This window comes from Kitasatospora sp. NPDC022856 (assembly GCF_055561235.1).
In genome coordinates this window covers 1-16,522 of sequence record NZ_JBVHHE010000006.1, presented here as the reverse complement: position 1 = coordinate 16,522, position 16,522 = coordinate 1, and the positions used below count along the sequence as shown (strand labels likewise).

Below are 16,522 nucleotides of genomic sequence, written 5' to 3'. Positions count from 1 at the left end.
ACCGTACGAAGGATAGCGCTCACTCTTTGTATCTCTGATGATTGCGGTGAGCAACGCCTTCCGGGACACTTCGACTGACGATTCGTCGGGATGGTGCTGATGGTACTCCGGAAGGCCGGTACGGCCGCCGCCGCTGCGGGAGTTGTAGCGGTCGGCTTCATCGGGCTGGTCACGGTTGCGACGTATGCGGCCAGTGGTGCGCCGCAGCAGTCGGCCAATCGCGCCACGCTCTCCCCGGGCACCGTTCCGGCGGCCTACCAGGGGCCGATCCAGCAGTGGGGCTCGCTCTGCCCGGAGATCTCCCCGCCGATGCTCGCGGCGCAGCTGTACCAGGAAAGCGGCTTTGACCCGGGTGCCCGATCGCCGGTCGGCGCGCAGGGAATGGCGCAGTTCATGCCGGCCACTTGGGGAACATACGGCACGGACGGCAACAATGACGGCAAGAAGGATGTCTGGGACCCGCTGGACGCGATCGCCTCGGCCGCCACGTTCGACTGCGCACTCGCCGACGACGTCGCCAAGGTCCCGGGCGACCGCCAGGCCAACCTGCTGGCCGCCTACAACGCCGGTCCGTACGCGGTCACGAAGTACGGCGGGATCCCGCCGTACAAGGAGACCCAGGGCTATGTGAAGAACATCCAGGCCATGGCCCGCAGCTTCACCGCGCCGACCGCGCCGGTGGCCGTCTCCCAGCAGTCGGCCGGGGCGATCTACTTCGCCCAGACCAAGCTCGGTACCCCGTACCTGTGGGGCGGCGAGGGCCTGCCCTCGCAGAACGGGCGGTTCGACTGCTCCGGGCTGACCCAGGCGGCGTACGCCAGCGTGGGAATCACGCTCCCCCGGGTCGCCAACGACCAGTGGTACGCCGGGCAGCACCCCTCGCGCGACCAGCTCCGCCCGGGGGACCTGGTGTTCTGGGCGACCGACCTGGGCGACCCGCGCACCATCCACCACGTCGGCATCTACGTCGGCGGCGGTTACATGATCAACGCCCCGCACACCGGCGCGGTGATCCGCTACGACAAGATCGACAGCAAGGAGTACATCGGCGCCACCCGGGTCACCTCGGACGGCGCCGAGGCGCTGCCGGTCCGCAACACCGACGGCAGCATCACCGGCCCCAGCCGCCCGGGCACCCCGGACTCCCCGGCCCCGTCGGCCCCCGCCGCCCCGGCCAACCAGGCCGCCCCCGCGCCGCCGTCCGCCCTCGGCGCGCCCGGCTCCGCGGCGACCCGCCGGGCGGTCGCGGCCGACCCCTCCCCGACAGGTGCAGGTCAAAACGCTGCAAAGAGCTGAACCCTCCGGGCCGCCGGGTGTGAGTGCGCTGTGGACGCTGAGTCAAGTTTCCATAACCGCGCGTTTCCGTGGAACGCTGTGCACCGGTTATGACGTTGTGTTCGTTGGCTCCACGTCAGCTCCCTGAACAGGGCGGGGACGGCGGGCCACGGCCGGATCGAACAGGTGCTGCGGAACCAGAAGGAGGTGCGGCGTGTCGACGCCGCTTGCCGACACGACCAACCCCGACCTCGGACTGCTCTACGCCGTCAACGGCCTGGCCAAGCGCTCCCCGCAGTGGTTGGACCACGCGGTCTCCTGGATCGGCGAGTACGGCATCCTGATCGGCCTGGCCCTGCTGGGGCTGGTCGGCTGGCTCCAGGCGCGACGCCGCCCGGACGCCCCGGTGGCCGTCGCCGGCCTGCTCTGGGCGCCGCTCGCGGTCGCCCTCGCCGAGCTGGCGAACCTGCCGATCGCCGCCATCGTCAACCGCCCGCGGCCGTTCGTCGACCACGCCGGGCTGGACGTGCTGGTGGAGGGCAAGGAGGGCACCCACTCCTTCGTGAGCGACCACTCGACGATGTCGATGGGCATCGCGGTGGCCCTGTTCCTGGTGAACCGGCGGCTGGGCTGGATCGCCGGCGGCCTCGCGCTGCTGCAGGGCTTCTGCCGGATGTACATGGGCGTCCACTACCCCACCGACGTGATCGGCGGCTTCGCGCTCGCCACCGCGGTGGTCCTGCTGCTGGCGCCGATCGCGATGGCCGTGCTGGTCCCGCTCTGCCACGCGCTGAGCCGCACCGCCGCCGCCCCGCTGATCCGGGCACCGCAGTCCGGCAACCGCCCGCGCGGCGGCCGACGGGGGCGGACGGGCGGCACCGTGACGTCCGGCGAGCAGCCGCCGGAGTCCGACCTCGCGGCCTAGCGGCGGGACTGTCGAGGCCGCGTCCGGCCGACGCCAGACCGTCGTCCTGCCGGCGCTAGACCGTCGTCCGGCCGGTGCCGTTCCCGGCCAGGTGGTCGGCGGCCTCGCGTCTGGTCAGGTCCCGGGAACGGCGGGCCGGTGAGAACCAGCCGCACGCGCAGGTCGCGAAGCAGAAGGAACCGCGCTCGCCGATCTCGACGCGGTGCTCGGGCATCCGGGCGGTGCCGGGCTCGGCCGGCAGCTCACTGTGCACGTGCTTCACCGTAACGCGCCCGGGACCCGGCGCGCGACGCCCGCCGTGCGCCGGGTGCCGCGTAACCCTTCGATGCCCAACTCGTTTGCCCGGAAAGAGCTCTGCCCACCCGGTGGTGGTGGCCGGCGGGGCAGTCGGGGCCCGAGGGGGTTGTCGCGAGGATGAAGATGACCGACCAGCAGCGCAGCGGCCGGCGGCACGGTCGCCCACTGCCCCACCTGCGCTCGGCGGCCGGCGCCGCCGTGCTCGCCGCCGCGCTCGCCGGGCTGGCCGGCTGCTCGGGCGCCACCGCCGACTCCGGCGGCTCGGCCGACCAGAAGGCGGGCGCCGACCGGCTCTCCGCCGACCCGGTGACGGCCGTCCGCAGCGCCGCCGACATCACCGGCCGGACGGGCTCCGCGCACACCGCGACCGAACTGGTCACCGAGTCGGCCGAGAAGAAAGCCGTCTTCACCGGCACCGGCGGCTACGACTACGTGAAGCGGATCGGGCGGCTGGAGGTCGCGGTGCCACCCGGCGCGGCGACCACCGGGAAGATCGTCGAGGTGGTCCTGCCGGGCACCGTCTACCTGCAGAACAGCGGCGCCAAGGTGCCCGAGGGCAAGTGGGTCAAGCTCGACGTGCGCCAGCTGCCGGACGGCAACCTGGTCAGCAGCGGCGCCACCGAACCGGCCTCCGCCGCGGGTGCGCTGCGCGGGGCGCAGAAGGCGGACCTGGTCGGCACCGAGACCGTCGACGGGGTCCCGCTGAAGCACTACCGGGGCACCCTGGACCTCGCCAAGGCCGCGGACGCGACCGGCGGCCGGGGCGGGGACGGCCTGCGGATGGGCTCCCAGACCTTCACGGTCAAGGACGTCCCGTACGACGCCTGGCTGGACGAGCAGGGGCGGCTGCACAAGGTGGTCGAGATCTTCACCTTCGCCGGCGTGGCCGGGTCCAAGGAGGCGAAGGACCAGGTGAAGGTGACGTCGACCACCACGCTGTCGGACTTCGGCAAACCGGTGGAGGCGGCCGAGCCGCCCGCCGCCGACATCTACGCGATGAAGCCCACGGAAAGCCCGAAGTAGCCGGCGGCGGGGACGCCGCCGGATCGGGTGGGCCACCCCGGGCAGCGCGGCCCACCCGTTTCGGCGGCGCCGAGATGGCCCGTCCGTGCCATGTGGACGGGCTGCGAAGTGCCTAGGCTGGACATCGGGTGGCTGCCGCCCGGGCTGGCGAGGCGCTGAAGGGGTGGTGCAGGTGGTGTCGTCCACGGGCGGCCGCAGCGGCGGCCACGAGGACGCGGCCCTCGACGAGATCGACCTGGCCGGCGAGCTGATGATCGCCGCCACGGCCAGCGACGGCGACCGGCTCCCGCCGGAGCGGATCGACGAGGTGCTGCTGCTGGACCGGCCCGACGGCGCCGCGGCCGCCGACCGGCCGTCGGAGGCGGGGCACCGGCCGCCCCAGGAGCGGGCGCCCGGACGCGTCGGCCGACGCTCCGGAGCCGGGCCCGCGGCGGGCCCCGGAACCGGTCGCCAGGGCAGCTCCTAGGCCCCCGCCCCCGGCCGAGGGGCTAGCTGCGCAGCAGCCGGCCGATCGCGGCGGTGGCCTCCGCCACCTTGGCGTCCAGCTCGGCGCCGCCCTCCTCGGCGGCCGCGGCGACGCAGTGCCGCAGGTGCTCCTCCAGCAGGGACAGCGCGAAGGACTGCAGGGCCTTGGTACCGGCCGACACCTGGGTCAGCACGTCGATGCAGTAGACGTCCTCGTCGACCATCCGCTGGAGGCCGCGGATCTGGCCCTCGATCCGGCGCAGGCGCTTGAGGTGGGCGTCCTTCTGGGCGCTGTACCCGTGCGGACCGTGTCCGCCGTGCCCACCGTGCTGTGCGGGCGCCTCCGGAGCGGCCGGCCCGGCGGCGGCGCCGTGCGGCTCGCCCCCCGGCGCCTGGTCCGGGTCGGTGCGCGCTTCCGTCGTGGTCATCGGCCCGCCTTCGTCTGGATGCCTGGGTGGCTGCGTCGGCCTCCAGTGTCCAACACCGGGGCCGGTCGTGGTGTTCCTCCGGCGCGGTCCACGGCCCGGAGCGGTCCCAGAGGGGCCCCAGAGCGGCCCCGGACGGGCTCCGGGCGGGGTCCGGCCGGGCCCCGGGGCCGGGCCGGAGGGTGGTTCCCCCGTCCGGGCCACACCCCGCTGTTCCGCGCGCACGGCAGGGGCAAACCGCGCGAGGTTCCGTCAGACTGGGGGCTCACGTCCGCACATGGGTGTGCGGGCCGGGTGCACCACTACGGCGACCAAACGGAAGCGGAGGATCCGCCTCCCCTCGCACCACCCCGTTTGCGCAATTGCGCTTGGTTGCACCTAGCATCGTTCAGTCCCTACCCCGCACATCGGAGATTTCCGTGCGTTTTAGCCTGACCCCGAAGGAGACGAGTTTCTACGACATGTTCGCCGCGGCCGCGGAGAACCTCGTCGTGGGATCGAAGCTCCTGCTGGAGCTGCTGGGATCAGACGTGTCGGCCCGCGCGGAGATCGTCGAGCGCATGCGCGCCGCCGAGCACGCCGGGGACGACACCACCCATGCGGTCTTCCACCAGCTGAACTCGTCGTTCATCACGCCCTTCGACCGCGAGGACATCTACAGCCTCGCCTCGTCGCTGGACGACATCATGGACTTCATGGAGGAGGCCGTCGACCTGGTCGTCCTCTACGACATCCAGACCCTGCCCAAGGGCATCGAACAGCAGATCGAGGTGCTGGCGCGCGCCGCCGAGCTCACCGCCGAGGCGATGCCGAACCTGCGCACCATGTCCAACCTCACCGAGTACTGGATCGAGGTCAACCGGCTGGAGAACCAGGCCGACCAGATCCACCGCAAGCTGCTCGCCCACCTGTTCTCCGGCCAGTACGACGCCATCGAGGTGCTCAAGCTCAAGCAGGTCGTGGACGTCCTTGAGGAGGCGGCGGACGCGTTCGAGCACGTCGCCAACACGGTGGAGACCATCGCCGTCAAGGAGTCCTGACCCCCGTGGACCTGGCTGCACTCATCGCCGTCCTCGGCGTTGCGTTCTTCTTCACCTACACCAACGGCTTCCACGACTCCGCGAACGCCATCGCCACCTCGGTCTCCACCCGGGCCCTCACCCCGCGGGCCGCGCTCGCGATGGCCGCGGTGATGAACCTGGCCGGCGCCTTCCTCGGCAGCGGCGTGGCGCACACCGTCTCCAAGGGCATCATCGCCACCCCGACCGGCAACCAGGGCATGGCGATCCTGTTCGCCGCCCTCGTCGGCGCGATCGCCTGGAACCTGGTCACCTGGTACTTCGGCCTGCCGTCCTCCTCCTCCCACGCGCTGTTCGGCGGCATGGTCGGGGCGGCCCTGGCCGGCGGCACCGAGGTGATCTGGAGCGGCGTCCTCGACAAGATCGTCATCCCGATGATCGTCTCGCCGATCGTCGGCCTGGTCGGCGGCTACCTCGTCATGCTGGCGATCCTGTGGATCTTCCGGCGGGCCAACCCGCACCGCGCCAAGCGCAACTTCCGGGTCGCGCAGACCGCCTCGGCCGCCGCCATGGCCCTCGCGCACGGTCTGCAGGACGCCCAGAAGACCATGGGCATCGTGGTCATGGCGCTCACCATCTCGGGCCACCACGACAGCAGTGACATCCCGGTCTGGGTGAAGATCTCCTGCGCCACGATGCTCTCGCTGGGCACCTACGCGGGCGGCTGGCGGATCATGCGGACCCTCGGCCGCAAGATCATCGAGCTGGACCCGCCGCAGGGCTTCGCCGCCGAGGCCACCGCCTCGACGGTCATGTACATCACCTCGTTCGTCTTCAAGGCGCCGATCTCCACCACCCACGTGATCACCTCGGCGATCATGGGCGTGGGCGCCACCAAGCGGATCCGCGCGGTCCGCTGGGGCGTCGCGAAGAACATCGTGCTCGGCTGGTTCATCACGATGCCGGCCGCGGCGATCGTCGCGGCGCTGATGTACTGGTTCGTCCACCTGTTCTGGGGCTGACGCCCCGGGCCGGGCAGGACGCGCCGGCGGACATGGCAAGGGCCCGCCCCCACGTCTCGGGGGCGGGCCCTTCCTCATACTTCGCGGCGGCACCGCCATGCAGCACCACGAAGCAGCTCTGGCTCCGGGCGGTCTAGCCGAAGCGGCCGGAGATGTAGTCCTCGGTCGCCTGCACGGACGGGTTGGAGAAGATCCGCTGGGTGTCGTCCAGCTCGATCAGCTTGCCCGGCTGGCCGACCCCGGCGAGGTTGAAGAAGGCGGTGCGGTCGCTGACGCGGGCCGCCTGCTGCATGTTGTGCGTCACGATCACGATCGTGAACTGGGACTTCAGCTCGCCGATCAGGTCCTCGATGGCGAGGGTGGAGATCGGGTCGAGCGCCGAGCAGGGCTCGTCCATCAGCAGGACCTGCGGCTCGACCGCGATGGCGCGGGCGATGCAGAGGCGCTGCTGCTGACCGCCGGAGAGGCCGGCACCCGGCTTGTTCAGCCGGTCCTTGACCTCGTTCCACAGGTTGGCGCCCTTGAGGGACTTCTCCACCACGCCGTCCAGGACGGACTTCTTGCGGACGCCCGCGAGCTTCAGCCCGGCGATCACGTTGTCGTAGATCGACATCGTCGGGAACGGGTTCGGCCGCTGGAACACCATGCCGACCGCCCGGCGGACGGCGACCGGGTCGACGTGCGAGCCGTAGAGGTTCTCGTCGTCCAGGAGCACCTTGCCCTCGACACGGGCGCCGGGGATCACCTCGTGCATCCGGTTGAGGGTCCGCAGGAAGGTGGACTTGCCGCAGCCCGAGGGGCCGATGAAGGCCGTCACCGAGCGGGGCTCGATGCTCATCGAGATGTCCTCGATGGCCTTGGTGGTGCCGTAGAAGGCGGACAGTCCGCTGACGTCGATGCGCTTGGCCATGATCGTTACTTCTCTCGCCCGCGGCCGGGGGCCGCTAATGAATTCTGGGTCGTACGTCAGTCGGCGCTCAGCGTCCGCCCTTGGGCGAACGCCAGCGTGCGATGCCCCGGGCGATGAGGTTGAGCCCCATCACGAAGGCGATCAGCACCAGCGCCGCGCCCCAGGCACGGGCGTAGCCGTAGTCGTTGTTCACCACCGCGTACTGCTGCCAGATGTACATCGGCAGCGACTGCTGCGGCCCGTTGAACGGGTCACTGTTGATGAAGTCCGCGCCGAAGACCAGCATCATCACCGGGGCGGTCTCGCCCGTGATGCGGGCGACCGCGAGCATCAGACCGGTGGTGATGCCGCCGATCGCGGTGGGGAGGACGATCCGCAGGATGGTCTTCCACTTCGGCACGCCGAGGGCGTACGACGCCTCGCGCAGCTCGTTCGGGACGAGCTTCAGCATCTCCTCGGTGGAACGGACCACGACCGGCATCATCAGGATCGCCAGCGCGAGGGAGCCCGAGAAGCCCGAGTAGGAGAAGCCGAGGGCGATGTTCCACAGGGACAGGATGAACAGACCGGCGACGATCGACGGGACACCCGTCATGACGTCGACGAAGAAGGTGACCGCCTTGGCGAGCCGGCCCCGGCCGTACTCGACCAGGTAGACGGCGGTCAGCAGACCGATCGGGGCGGCCATCGCGGTGGCCAGCAGGACCTGCTCGATGGTGCCGATCAGCGCGTGGTAGATGCCGCCGCCGGGGCCCGAGTAGCGGACGCCCTTCATCGAGTGCGTCAGGAAGTTGCCGTTCACCACCTCCGCGCCCTGCTGGACGGTGTAGATGGTGAGCGCGGCCAGCGGCACCACGGCCAGGATGAAGGCGACCCAGACCACCGAGGTGGCGAAGCGGTCCTTGGCCTGGCGGCGGCCCTCGACCCGGGCGGCGAGCCCGTAGCTGATCCCCAGGAACAGCAGCGCCGAGATGAGGCCCCACTGCAGGTGGCTCTCCAGCCCGCCGACCGCGCCGATCCCGCAGCCGAGCGCGATCGAGCCGGCGGCGACGGCGGCCGGGGTCCACCTGGGCAGGCGGTTGGAGGTCAGCGGGCGGCCGACCGGGCGGGTGTCCGCCGGAACGGACGTGGTCGCGGCGCTCATGCGTTGGCCCCCGAGTACTCCTTGCGGCGGGCGACGATCAGCCGCGCGGCACCGTTCACCACGAGGGTGATCACGAACAGGACGAGGCCGGAGGCCATCAGCGCGTCCCGGCCGAAGGGCTGGGCCTCGGCGAACTTCAGCGCGATGTTCTGCGCGAAGGTGCCACCGCCCGGGTCGAGCAGGTGGAGCGAGAGGACGTTGTTGGAGGAGAGCACCACCGCGACCGCGATGGTCTCGCCGAGCGCACGGCCGAGGCCGAGCATCGAGGCCGAGATGATGCCGGGGCGGCCGAACGGCAGCACCGCGGTGCGGATCATCTCCCAGCGGGTCGCGCCGAGCGCGAGCGCCGCCTCCTCGTGCATCCGCGGCACCTGCCGGAAGACCTCCCGGGTCACCGCGGTGATGATCGGCAGGATCATGATGGCCAGCAGGATGCCCACGGTGAACAGCGTGCGCGGCACGGTGCCGACCCGGGACTGGTCGAAGACGTACGTCCAGCCGAGGTACTCGTCCAGCCAGCTGGTCAGCCCGTAGAGGTGCGGCACCAGGAAGAGCGCGCCCCAGAGGCCGTAGATGATGCTGGGCACGGCGGCCAGCAGGTCCACCAGGTAGGCGAACGGCTGGGCGATCCGGCGCGGCGCGTAGTGCGAGATGAACAGCGCGATCCCGATGGCCACCGGGACGGCGATCGCCATCGCGAGCGCCGCGCTGATGATGGTGCCGAACGCCAGGACGGCGATGCCGAAGACGGGCTTCGCGGCGTCCGGCGTCCACTCGAAGGTGGTGAGGAAGTTGCCCTCGTTCTTGCTCAGCGCGATGCCCGCGCGCCAGGTCAGGAAGCCTGCGATGGCGGCCATGATGACCAGCAGCAGGATGCCCGACCCACGGGCGGCGTTCATGAAGATCTTGTCGCCGAGCCGGCTGTCACGCTTGCGGCGTTCCCTGCCTCGCGGGGCGGCAGGGGAGGATGAAGTCATGTGGTCTACTCCGGTCTGGTGGTGCTGCCCCGAGGGGGCGGCACCCTGGCGGCGGTGCCCCGGACGTGCTCATGGCGAAGTCGTGCTGTCCGGCGGAGCGGCCCCGGCCCCCTCGTCCACGGGGCCGCTCCACCGGAGGTCGGGCTGGATCAGGCCAGGGTCGGGATGACCGCGTTGACCTTGTCCGTCAGCTCCTTCGGGAGCGCGACGTAGCCGGTGTCGCCGACCGCCTTCTGACCGGCGTCGCTGGCGGCGTAGGTCAGGAACGCCTTCAGCGCGTCGAGCGTGTCGGCCTTGTTGCCCTTGTCGCAGACGATCTCGTAGGTGACCAGGACGATCGGGTAGGAACCCTCCTCCTTGGTGCCGTAGTCGAGGGTCAGCGCCAGGTCGCTGCCGGTGCCGGCGATCTTCGCCTTGGCGAAGGTGGTGGCGGCGTTGGCGGCAGTGGCCTCGACCGGCTTGGAGGCGCCGGTGGCGATCGCGGCGCTCTTCAGGTTGTTGCTCTGCGCGTAGGACAGCTCGGCGTAGCTGATCGAGTTCTTGACCTGCTTCACCTGGGCCGCGACACCGGCGGAGCCGTTCGCGCCCTGGCCGCCCTTGCCGGCCCAGGCCTTGGCGGCCGGGTAGCTCCAGGCGCCGTTGGAGACCTTGGCGAAGTACTTGGTCAGGTTCTCGTTGGTGCCCGAGTCGTCCGTGCGGTGGACGGCCTGGATGTCGGCGTCCGGCAGCTTGGCGCCCGGGTTCAGCGCGGCGATCGCCGGGTCGTTCCACTTGGTGATCTGCGAGTCGAAGATCTTGGCGGCGGTCGCGCCGTCCAGGACCAGGTTGTCGACGCCGTCCACGTTGTAGACGATCGAGATCAGACCCGCGACGAGCGGCAGGTTGATGCCCTGACCGCCGGTGCAGACCTTCTTGCTGTCCTCGACCTCGGCCGGCTTCAGCGGCGAGTCGGAACCGGCGAACTGGATCTTGCCCTGGTTGAACTGCTGGACACCCGCGCCCGAGCCGCCGCCGCCGTAGTTGATGCTGGAGCCGGAGCACGCGGCGCCGAAGTTGTTCTTCCAGACGTCGATCGCGTTGCCCTGCGCGGTGGAACCCGCGGAGATCAGGGCGGCGGGCTTGCTGCCACAGGCGATCGCGGGAGCCGAGGCGGAGCCGCTGCCGCCGGACGCGTTGGTGTTGTTCTCGTCCGAACCGCAGGCGGCGAGCGACAGCGAGCTGACGAGCGCCATGGCACCGATGGCGAGGGCCTTGGAGCGGCCGTTCCGCTGGAGCTTCACAGGGGTGTCCCTTTCTGTGGCATTGCCCGGCACGCGGACCGTACGAGGACGGCGGGGCGCGGGTTTTGCTGTGGTCCGGGGCCCGTGCGGCCCTCCGGTAACCCCGAAGTTAAGCCGGGTAAGTGACACGTCAGCCGGTCGGAAGTGAACGGGGAGTGAACCTCGGACGGATGACAGGAAACTACGTCAGGTAGTAACGGTTGCGTCACGAGCAGGGCGCGGGAAGATCACTGCCGACGTCCCGTCGCCGGTCCGGCCAGGAGGGCGGGCCAGGCTACGAGGACCGGACCGGCCGCGCGCCGAGCATCCCGAGCAGCGCGTCCAACAGCACCCGGTCGCGCTCGTGCGTCAGCCTGGCCCTGGCCTTCCCCGCCGGCAGCCACTCCAGCCGGTCCACCTCCCGGTTCGGCCGGAACTCCCCGGCCGCCGGCACCGCCGCCCAGTACCGGACCTCCTTCGGCCGCCCCTGCGCCAGGTAGTGCTGCGTCGGCAGCTCGTCCCCCAGCACGCAGGAGAACCCGGTCTCCTCGCGCACCTCGCGCAGCGCCGCCTCGACCACGCCCTCCCCCGGGTCGAGCTTGCCCTTCGGCAGGCTCCAGTCGTCGTACTTGGGCCGGTGGATCACCGCGATCCGCGGCCGCCCGAGCCGGCCGCTCTTCTTCGGGCGCCCCGGCAGCCAGAGCACCGCTCCGGCGGCCAGCACCACCGGCCCCCGCCCGGGCCGCGGGCTGCTGATGGTCGAGCCGTGGGCCCGCTCGGTGCTCAGGCGGTCGTGCACGTCATGCCGTCCGGGGTGCGGGGGTGTACCCCCAGCCCTCGGCAGGGGGGATCTCCAGCCAGCCGTCCAGGCCCGGCGGGAGTTCGGGCCACCGGCGGCCGAAGGCGTACCGTGCCGCCTCCACCTCCAGTCGTTGATCAGCATGCACCACGCCGAGCACGTAGGCGGTCGCGGGTGTGATCCTCGGCGTCCGCGCCGCCGTGGCCGCGGTGACCGCCGCGTCGGCCGCCTCCTGGTGCCGGCGCAGCACCTCGTCCAGCGCGTCCAGCTCGGCGGCCGGAAGGCCGCACACCTCCAGCGCGTAGCGGGCCCGCTTCACCAGGATCCGCACCCGGTGCCACGGCGCGTCGTCCGCCGCCAGCGCCGCGTCGGCGTCCATCGCGCCCCGGGCCGCCGGCACCGCGCCGAGCCGGCGCAGACCGTCCCCGCCGTACGGGGTGGCCGCCCGCCGCAGCGGCAGCTGCTGGGCGCTCGCCGTCAGCGCGCCGAACGCCGTCGCCGCCTGCGGCAGCAGCACCGCGCCGGCCCGGCCGTCCGCCGTCTCCAGCAGCGGCGCCTCGGCGACCAGCAGCGTCATCCGGTCCGCCAGCGCGTGCAGCCGCGCCGAACGGAGCTCCTGCAGCACGGTCGAGTGCGCCCTGGTCCGGGCCAGCGTCAGCTGGCGGTCGAGCAGCGCCCGCGCCTTCGGCGCCCCGGCGTGGCCGGCCAGCATGCCGGGACCGTCCGCCTCGCTGCCGGTCAGCGCGTCCAGCGCGCCCAGCAGCCGGGCCGACCGGCGGACGTACCCCGGCTCCAGCGCCAGCAGGTTCAGCAGCCAGCGCAGCTCGGTGCGCGACTCCTGCGCCCAGGCCTGGTCGAAGGACCCGCCGAAGGTGTGCAGCAGCCCGCCGATCCGCCGTACCGCCCGCAGCAGTCCGGCCGTGCCGGTGGACGGGACGACGGCCGCCCCCGGTCTGGCGCCGACCTCGCCCACGGCCATCGGCAGCGCCCGCAGGAACGCCCCGGCCTGGGCCGTGAGATGGCTGGAGAGGATGTCCCCGGCGGTCGCGGTGGAGGCCGTCTGGGCCGTCATCGGCGCATCGGTCATGACTAGGTAGATCCCCGTTCCCCCGGAGCCGTCCCCCGGGGCTGGTGGCCGACCGCCGCAGCGGATCCCGACGCTGGGCGGCCCGTGTCGGCGGCTCGCCCCGGTGGGTCGCTCCATGGGTCGTGGCGGCGGCTCGCGGTCAGCGGGCGGTGGCGGCGCGGCGGCGCTGGCGCGAGTCGATGAGCAGGTCCTGGACGTGTCGCAGCGGCTTGCCCTCGGCGTCCTGGGCGTGACGGGTCCAGGCGCCGTCCGGCCCGAGGTGCCAGGACTCGGTCTCGTCCGACACTCCCAGGTCGATCAGCCCGGACAGCTCGGCCCGGTGCGCCGGGTCGGTGATCCGCATCAGCGCCTCGATCCGGCGGTCCAGGTTGCGGTGCATCATGTCGGCGCTGCCGATCCACACCTCCGGGTCCCCGTTGTTGCCGAAGACGAAGATCCGCGAGTGCTCCAGGAACCGCCCGAGGACGCTGCGCACCCGGATGTTCTCGCTCAGCCCCGGCACACCCGGGCGGATCGCGCAGATCCCGCGCACCCAGACGTCCACCGGTACTCCGGCCTGGGAGGCCCGGTAGAGCGCGTCGATCACGGCCTCGTCGACGATCGAGTTGACCTTGATCTTCACGAACGCCGGACGGCCGGCCCGGTGATGGGCGATCTCGTTGTGGATCCGGGAGATCAGCCCGTCCCGCAGGCCGCGCGGCGCGGTCAGCAGCCGCCGGTAGGACTCGCGGCGCGAGTAGCCGGAGAGCCGGTTGAAGAGGTCCGAGAGGTCCGCGCCGACCTGCGGGTCCGAGGTCAGCAGCCCGATGTCCTCGTACAGCCGGGCCGTCTTCGGGTGGTAGTTGCCGGTGCCGACGTGCGAGTAGCGGCGCAGGGTGTCGCCCTCCTGGCGGACCACCAGGGACAGCTTGCAGTGCGTCTTCAGCCCGACCAGGCCGTAGACCACGTGGCAGCCGGACTCCTCCAGCTTGCGGGCCCACTTGATGTTGGCCTGCTCGTCGAAGCGCGCCTTGATCTCGACCAGCACCAGCACCTGCTTGCCCGACTCGGCGGCGTCGATCAGCGCGTCCACGATCGGCGAGTCACCGGAGGTCCGGTACAGCGTCTGCTTGATCGCCAGCACGTCCGGGTCGCCCGCGGCCTGCTCCAGGAAGGCCTGCACCGAGGTCGAGAAGCTGTCGTACGGGTGGTGCAGCAGGACCTCCCGCTCGCGCATCGCGGCGAAGATGTCCGGCTGCGAGGCCGACTCGACGTCGGTCAGACCGCGCGCCGTACCCGCGACGAACTTCGGGTACTTCAGCTCGGGGCGGTCCAGGTCGGCGATGCCGAACAGACCGGTGAGGTCGAGCGGACCGGGCAGCGGGAAGACCTCCGCCTCGGTGATGTTCAGCTCCCGCACCAGCAGGTCCAGGATGTAGGGGTCGATCGACTCCTCGACCTCCAGCCGCACCGGCGGGCCGAAGCGCCGCCGCATGAGCTCCTTCTCCAGGGCCTTGAGGATGTTCTCGGTGTCGTCCTCCTCGACCTCCAGGTCCTCGTTCCTGGTGACCCGGAAGGCGTGGTGCGCGAGCACCTCCATCCCCGGGAAGAGCTCCTCCAGATGGGCGCCCATGACGTCCTCCAGCGGCACGTAGCGCTGGGGGGAGGCCTCCAGGAAGCGGGCCAGGGACTGCGGCACCTTCACCCGGGCGAAGTGCTTGTGCCCGGAGACCGGGTTGCGCACCACCACGGCGAGGTTGAGGGAGAGCCCCGATATGTAGGGGAACGGGTGGGCCGGGTCCACCGCCAGCGGGGTGAGCACCGGGAAGATCTTCTGCCGGAACAGGGTGTGCAGGCGGGCCTGCTCCTTCTCGGCCAGCTCGGGCCAGCGGACCAGCTCGATGCCCTCGCTCGCGAGGTCCGGCAGGACCTCCTGCTGGCAGGCGGCGGCGTGCCGCGCCATCAGCTCGCGCGAACGGGTCCAGATGAGGTCCAGCACCTCGCGCGGCTGGAGGCCGGAGGCACTGCGCTGGGCCACCCCGGTGGCGATCCGGCGCTTCAGGCCGGCCACCCGGACCATGAAGAACTCGTCCAGGTTGCTCGCGAAGATCGCGAGGAACTTGGTCCGCTCCAGCAGCGGGATCTGCGGATCCTCCGCCAGTTCCAGCACCCGCTCGTTGAACGCGAGCCAGCTGCGCTCGCGGTCCAGGAAACGGCCCTGGGGCAGTTCGTCGAACAACTCGTCGTCTGCGGCCGGAAGCTCCGGCGGTATCCCCAGCGCACTGGACATCCGGGCCGGAGGGGACAGCGGGGCAGAGACAGGGCGGGGGATGCTCATGGGCTCCAGCTCCTCCAGCAGGACGGCGTCCGGACGGGAAAGGCTCTGCGGGCCGTCGTCCTCGCCCAGCGCCAACGCCCACCCGCCCGGCGCGGTCAACACGGGACCGGCCGGCAGGCGTCGCCGACGCTGCACGAGCGAGACACTACGGACTTCATCCTGTGATCTTCGCGGCAGCAATTGAATCCACGGTAAACACCGCATGGCCAGGAGGAAAGCTGAATCGGTCGGAGCCGGGGCTTGGCGGCCCACCCGTTGCTTCGGCCCCGACTGTCCGCTATGCCGTCCCGGCGCCGCGCCGGACCGTGGTTCCGTGTCTGCCGACGGGTACCCGCGCGCGATCAACCCTACTGCGATCGGGTGGCGGCCCGGTCGCGGTACGACACCGGCGCGCGGGGTCGCTCGGCCGGTCTCATTCGGCCGGTCTCATTCGGCCGCTGCGGGCCCGCAGTACTGGACGCGGTACATCAGGTCGACCTCGTGGACGGTGAACCCCAGTCGTTCGTAGACGCGCACGGCGGCCGGGTTGTCCGCATCCACGTAGAGCAGGACCGTCTCCAGCCCTCGCTCGCCCGGTCCGCCGCCGGTCAGGTGACGCAGGCCGGCCGCGGTCAGCGCACGGCCGAGGCCGCTGCCCTGTTCCGCCGGGTCCACGCCGACCACGTACACCTCACCGAGGGCCGGCTCGGTGGCGGCCGCCGGGTGCACCTTGGTCCAGTGGAAGCCGACCGCCCGGCCGCCGCGGGTCGCGAGGAAGAAGCCCGCCGGATCGAACCACGGCTCGGCCAGCCGGTCCGCGAGGTCCTGCTCGGTCCAGGAGCCCTGCTCCGGGTGGTGCGCGAAGGCCAGCGCGTTCAGCCGCAGCCACTCGGCGTCGTCCTCGCCGGGGCGGAAGGTCCGCAGCTCGATGCCGTCCGGGAGGGCGACCGCCTCGGTCTGCGGACCGGTGCGGCGCATCTGCCGCAGCTCGCGGACCAGCTCGGCGCCGTACTTCCCGGCCAGGTGGCGGGCCGCCGGGTGCCCGCCGTGCACCCAGACGTCGACGTGGTCGCGGCCGGCCCGATGTGCCTCGGTCAGTACCGCGTCCAGCAGCGGGCGGCCGAAGCCGCGGCCCCTGGCGGCCGGCGCCACCACGAGCTCGGCCGACGGGTTGGCGCCGGCCGGGTCGCCCTGGGGGAGTTCCAGCTGTGCGTAGCCGACGACGTCGTCCACCGGCTGTGCCGGATCTGCTGCCCGCTGGACGAAGTGGACGACTCCCGGGCGGGCCGTGTCCGAGGAGCGGAGCCGCAGACGCCCCTGCTCGGAGACCGCGGCACGGCCGTCCACCGCCTGGGCCTCCGTCAGCACGCGCAGCGCACCGTCGCGCGCCTCCGGCCGGAGCACCTCGCGCGCGACGACCACCCCCTCGCCGGTCGCCGGCGTTCCCTCGTAGACCCGTTCCTGCTGCGCGTCCTGATCGTCCATGCTCTGACGATACGTCAAGGGAAACGCAAAGAACCCCCCGATCCGTAAGGATCGGGGGGTTCTTCACAATGATTGTTCGGCGGCGTCCTACTCTCCCACAGGGTCCCCCCTGCA

Annotated in this window: 16 protein-coding genes; 6 read left to right on the top strand and 10 right to left on the bottom strand. The window is 71.6% G+C overall.

The genetic code is table 11. The features are described from left to right. The first annotated feature begins 99 nt into the window (after positions 1 to 99). Positions 100 to 1,296, top strand: coding sequence for a C40 family peptidase (locus ACZ34W_RS09000; protein WP_465603077.1), 1,197 nt, complete (start codon positions 100 to 102; stop codon positions 1,294 to 1,296). 193 nt (positions 1,297 to 1,489) lie between these two features. Next, a complete protein-coding gene (locus ACZ34W_RS08995) occupies positions 1,490 to 2,200 on the top strand; it encodes a phosphatase PAP2 family protein (protein ID WP_465602809.1) in 711 nt (236 codons plus the stop codon). Positions 2,201 to 2,255: 55 nt separating this feature from the next. Here the strand turns inward: ACZ34W_RS08995 and ACZ34W_RS08990 are convergent, their stop codons facing one another. Beyond that, positions 2,256 to 2,453 carry a hypothetical protein gene (locus tag ACZ34W_RS08990; protein WP_329492412.1) on the bottom strand — a complete coding sequence of 66 codons (198 nt, stop codon included), beginning with the start codon at positions 2,451 to 2,453 and terminating at the stop codon, positions 2,256 to 2,258. A gap of 167 nt (positions 2,454 to 2,620) precedes the next feature. Between ACZ34W_RS08990 and ACZ34W_RS08985 the strand changes: the two genes are divergently transcribed. Together ACZ34W_RS08985 and ACZ34W_RS08980 are read left to right on the top strand one after the other, a co-directional pair. Continuing rightward, positions 2,621 to 3,520 (top strand): SCO4651 family lipoprotein, encoded by a 900-nt coding sequence (locus tag ACZ34W_RS08985; RefSeq protein WP_352293698.1) that lies wholly within the window; start codon positions 2,621 to 2,623, stop codon positions 3,518 to 3,520. A gap of 172 nt (positions 3,521 to 3,692) precedes the next feature. Next, complete coding sequence (locus tag ACZ34W_RS08980) at positions 3,693 to 3,986, top strand: hypothetical protein (protein WP_465602807.1); 294 nt, start codon at positions 3,693 to 3,695, stop codon at positions 3,984 to 3,986. Positions 3,987 to 4,008: 22 nt separating this feature from the next. Here the strand turns inward: ACZ34W_RS08980 and ACZ34W_RS08975 are convergent, their stop codons facing one another. Further along, positions 4,009 to 4,413, bottom strand: coding sequence for a metal-sensitive transcriptional regulator (locus tag ACZ34W_RS08975; protein WP_359835476.1), 405 nt, complete (start codon positions 4,411 to 4,413; stop codon positions 4,009 to 4,011). A gap of 416 nt (positions 4,414 to 4,829) precedes the next feature. Between ACZ34W_RS08975 and ACZ34W_RS08970 the strand changes: the two genes are divergently transcribed. Both ACZ34W_RS08970 and ACZ34W_RS08965 read left to right on the top strand, forming a co-directional pair. Next, entirely contained in the window at positions 4,830 to 5,450 is a 621-nt protein-coding gene (locus ACZ34W_RS08970) for a DUF47 domain-containing protein (RefSeq protein WP_329489086.1), read from the top strand. A 5-nt stretch (positions 5,451 to 5,455) separates the two neighbouring features. Further along, entirely contained in the window at positions 5,456 to 6,451 is a 996-nt protein-coding gene (locus ACZ34W_RS08965) for an inorganic phosphate transporter (protein ID WP_352293704.1), read from the top strand. Positions 6,452 to 6,584: 133 nt separating this feature from the next. Here ACZ34W_RS08965 and pstB read toward each other — a convergent pair whose 3' ends face one another. The 8 genes from pstB to mshD all read right to left on the bottom strand — a co-directional run bounded on the left by pstB (position 6,585) and on the right by mshD (position 16,408). Then, complete coding sequence (pstB, locus tag ACZ34W_RS08960) at positions 6,585 to 7,361, bottom strand: phosphate ABC transporter ATP-binding protein PstB (RefSeq protein ID WP_329489084.1); 777 nt, start codon at positions 7,359 to 7,361, stop codon at positions 6,585 to 6,587. 67 nt (positions 7,362 to 7,428) lie between these two features. After that, on the bottom strand, positions 7,429 to 8,505 hold the full coding sequence (gene pstA / locus ACZ34W_RS08955; RefSeq protein WP_329489083.1) for a phosphate ABC transporter permease PstA: 1,077 nt from the start codon (positions 8,503 to 8,505) through the stop codon (positions 7,429 to 7,431). After that, on the bottom strand, positions 8,502 to 9,482 hold the full coding sequence (pstC, locus tag ACZ34W_RS08950; RefSeq protein WP_329489082.1) for a phosphate ABC transporter permease subunit PstC: 981 nt from the start codon (positions 9,480 to 9,482) through the stop codon (positions 8,502 to 8,504). The genes pstA and pstC overlap by 4 nt, the downstream gene beginning before the upstream one ends. 149 nt (positions 9,483 to 9,631) lie before the next feature. Further along, positions 9,632 to 10,762 carry a phosphate ABC transporter substrate-binding protein PstS gene (pstS, locus tag ACZ34W_RS08945; RefSeq protein WP_465602803.1) on the bottom strand — a complete coding sequence of 377 codons (1,131 nt, stop codon included), beginning with the start codon at positions 10,760 to 10,762 and terminating at the stop codon, positions 9,632 to 9,634. Between the two features lie 274 nt (positions 10,763 to 11,036). Beyond that, complete coding sequence (locus ACZ34W_RS08940) at positions 11,037 to 11,498, bottom strand: NUDIX hydrolase (protein ID WP_465603075.1); 462 nt, start codon at positions 11,496 to 11,498, stop codon at positions 11,037 to 11,039. Positions 11,499 to 11,541: 43 nt separating this feature from the next. Further along, the gene (locus tag ACZ34W_RS08935) at positions 11,542 to 12,627 is read right to left on the bottom strand and encodes a CHAD domain-containing protein (protein ID WP_359803857.1); all 1,086 of its coding nucleotides are present in this window, start codon (positions 12,625 to 12,627) and stop codon (positions 11,542 to 11,544) included. A gap of 139 nt (positions 12,628 to 12,766) precedes the next feature. Next, positions 12,767 to 14,944 (bottom strand): RNA degradosome polyphosphate kinase, encoded by a 2,178-nt coding sequence (locus tag ACZ34W_RS08930; RefSeq protein WP_329492196.1) that lies wholly within the window; start codon positions 14,942 to 14,944, stop codon positions 12,767 to 12,769. 426 nt (positions 14,945 to 15,370) lie between these two features. Further along, complete coding sequence (mshD, locus tag ACZ34W_RS08925) at positions 15,371 to 16,408, bottom strand: mycothiol synthase (protein ID WP_465602801.1); 1,038 nt, start codon at positions 16,406 to 16,408, stop codon at positions 15,371 to 15,373. Between the last annotated feature and the right edge of the window lie 114 nt (positions 16,409 to 16,522).

Bases quoted from the DNA above. Each gene is read 5' to 3' on its own strand.
- ACZ34W_RS08985 (WP_352293698.1), top strand. From the start codon at position 2,621: ATGACCGACCAGCAGCGCAGCGGCCGGCGGCACGGTCGCCCACTGCCC.
- pstC (WP_329489082.1), bottom strand. From the start codon at position 9,482: ATGACTTCATCCTCCCCTGCCGCCCCGCGAGGCAGGGAACGCCGCAAG.
- ACZ34W_RS08930 (WP_329492196.1), bottom strand. From the start codon at position 14,944: ATGAGCATCCCCCGCCCTGTCTCTGCCCCGCTGTCCCCTCCGGCCCGG.
- ACZ34W_RS08975 (WP_359835476.1), bottom strand. From the start codon at position 4,413: ATGACCACGACGGAAGCGCGCACCGACCCGGACCAGGCGCCGGGGGGC.
- mshD (WP_465602801.1), bottom strand. From the start codon at position 16,408: ATGGACGATCAGGACGCGCAGCAGGAACGGGTCTACGAGGGAACGCCG.
- pstB (WP_329489084.1), bottom strand. From the start codon at position 7,361: ATGGCCAAGCGCATCGACGTCAGCGGACTGTCCGCCTTCTACGGCACC.
- ACZ34W_RS08935 (WP_359803857.1), bottom strand. From the start codon at position 12,627: ATGACCGATGCGCCGATGACGGCCCAGACGGCCTCCACCGCGACCGCC.
- pstA (WP_329489083.1), bottom strand. From the start codon at position 8,505: ATGAGCGCCGCGACCACGTCCGTTCCGGCGGACACCCGCCCGGTCGGC.
- ACZ34W_RS09000 (WP_465603077.1), top strand. From the start codon at position 100: ATGGTACTCCGGAAGGCCGGTACGGCCGCCGCCGCTGCGGGAGTTGTA.